Annotated in this window: 2 protein-coding genes and 1 pseudogene; 1 reads left to right on the top strand and 2 read right to left on the bottom strand. The window is 54.3% G+C overall.

Translation table 11 applies throughout. From position 1 onward, the window contains the following. On the bottom strand, positions 1-266 hold a 266-nt coding region (locus R3X27_RS25385), incomplete at its 3' end, for a hypothetical protein (RefSeq protein WP_317711702.1). Between the two features lie 280 nt (positions 267-546). Between R3X27_RS25385 and R3X27_RS25380 the strand changes: the two genes are divergently transcribed. Further along, the gene (locus R3X27_RS25380; RefSeq protein ID WP_317711701.1) at positions 547-2217 is read left to right on the top strand and encodes a sulfatase-like hydrolase/transferase; all 1671 of its coding nucleotides are present in this window, start codon (positions 547-549) and stop codon (positions 2215-2217) included. A 30-nt stretch (positions 2218-2247) separates the two neighbouring features. Here the strand turns inward: R3X27_RS25380 and R3X27_RS25375 are convergent. After that, positions 2248-2344 (bottom strand): annotated as a pseudogene (locus tag R3X27_RS25375) (IS5/IS1182 family transposase); the annotation flags it as partial.

Here is a 2344-nt window from a genome sequence, read left to right as displayed (position 1 = left end):
AGCACCCCCGGATCAGGCAGGCCAAAAGCCAGCATCCCCTTTTGGGACACTCCGGCCTGGTACATTGACCTGTTGAACGAGGTATCAATCATGGTCAGATCCCGACCTGACCAGACCGATACCCGTGCGTCCAAGGGGCCGGGCTCAATCTGTCGAAGCTCCATGTCCCAACCTGATAGGTCTTTGAACTGGTTGGGATCGTTCAGAAAAACCGTCACCGGTGGCGCACGCCTCTTCGCCACTGAGCGATTTTTGATGTGGTCCATTTTCTGACTCTGGTACTTTTCATGGAATGTTAACCGTCAAGTGAGGGTTTGGGCAACTGTCGAAGGTCGATGGAAAGGCGAAGCGCCGTCCATTGTCCGGGCGACCACGCTTGCCAAGCGAAGAAGTCCGTTCTGCCAGGGTTGTCTCCCTTTTGACGGAAGCGGAGCGAGAGCAACTCGGAAGACTCGCGGCCTCCAGATCCCTTTCTCTGTCGACCTTGTGTCATCAGTTGATCCTTGAAGGTGTCAGAAAACAAAGCAAGCAAAGCAGGGACCAAGCATGAAACGAATACTATCTCTTTCAACTCTGGCACTTATGTGCGCCACGGGTTGGGCCACGGCGCAGGAAAACGAACTAATCCATGACGCCGAATATGGAATTCTGAAGGCTCAAAATGGTGAGCGATGGCTGAAGGAAGACGAGGCCATCGACACAAGGCTGGCCGAGATCCGAGCTGCAAATGGGGGCAAGCCCCCGAACATCATCTACGTCCTGCTGGATGATGTGGGTTTTGGTGAAATCGGCATGCATGAGTTGAGCGTGATCCGGGGTTACAAAACGCCCAACATCGATGCCTTTGCCAAAGATGGCCTGAGTTTGATGCGGATGTACACGGAACCCTCGTGCACTCCGACACGTGTCGCAATGATGACAGGTCGTCTCCCCACTCGCACCGGCCTTGTTGATGCCAAGGCGACGCTGGCCGGTGAAGGGCTTCCGGCCGAGGAGGTGACACTGGCCGAAGTGCTGAAGGAGGCAGGGTACACCACATCCCATGTTGGCAAGTGGCACATGGGTGACATCGAGGAGGCCTATGCTCACAAGCAAGGTTTCATGAATGCTGAATTCCCGATCCATCAGCAAGGCCAATTGGCAATCATGCATGCCGACGCCGAAGATGCAGATGTCATCCGAGGCACGACCCCGGATGGAAGCCTTCAAACTTATACATTGGACGCGCATTTTGCTGTGGACCCGAGTCATATGGTGACAGGTGTCGAATTGCGGGACGGCAAGATCTACGAAGTCGACCTGGAGCCCGGCGAGCCATGGAGTCAGGCGAAATATCGGGCAATGAATGAACGCTATCAACAAAGTGCTTTGTCCCAACTTCGCACGTTGGCGGAACAGGATGAGCCTTTCTTCTTGAATTATTGGCCCCTTTTTCCTCTGAATTTCCCGCGCCAGGATATCAAGGAGTTCAAAACGTTAAACGGTGGAACAATTGCGGAGACAATTGTCGAAGTCGACGAATGGCTCGGTGACTTAGTTGCAGAAGTTGACAAGCTCGGCATCGCCGAGAATACGGTAATCATGATCATGGGGGACAACGGACCTTTCATGAAATATGCTGGTGCAACCGGGATTTCTGATCGGATCTATCGCGGAGCCAAGGGCGACCATTTGGAAGGCGGCGTGCGCGTGAATGCCTATGTCAGGTGGAAAGGTGTGATCGAACCAGGCAGCTATGCTGAGGATATCATTCATGTCAGCGATCTGTTTACTACTTTTGCCCGCCTCACCAACGCGTCTGAGGAAGTCCCGACCGACCGTATCATCGACGGGCTGGATCAAAGCTCGTTACTCCTGAACGGCGACACCCATGGCCGTCGCGATTATGTCTTTGTTTACGAGGGTTCAAAGCTGAAGTCTGTGGTCAAAAACAAATACAAGATGCACCTCGCACCTGCAGGCGCAAATCCGATCCTCTTCTCTCATTTCTTTGATCTCTATCGCGACCCAAGGGAAGAGCGCTCGAAAGAATCAATCAAGTACGGACCATGGGCCGGTGGCCAGTTTGCAAACATGATCGTGCGTCATCAGGCAATGAAGAAGAAATATCCCGACCGGGAACTCCGCCGGGGCATTCCCTACACCGGAATCGAGAACCTACGACCTGAGACTGAGCAATTGCTCGAAGTATTCAAGGCGTCATTGCCGCAAGAGTAAAGGAGCGCACAGGACTTCGCCTACAACGCACTTCGGGCCGCCGTGCTTGCCCGCGTTCCACTCGCCTTCGCCCTCGGCCTTGACGCCGGTGCTGTCGATCAGCAGGTTCAGCGGGCCATCGCCGCCG

This window comes from Tropicimonas sp. TH_r6 (assembly GCF_033101155.1).
Classification (GTDB): Bacteria; Pseudomonadota; Alphaproteobacteria; order Rhodobacterales; family Rhodobacteraceae; genus Tropicimonas.
Note: the sequence above shows the minus strand (reverse complement) of the source record. Positions and strands in the feature narration are given on the sequence as shown.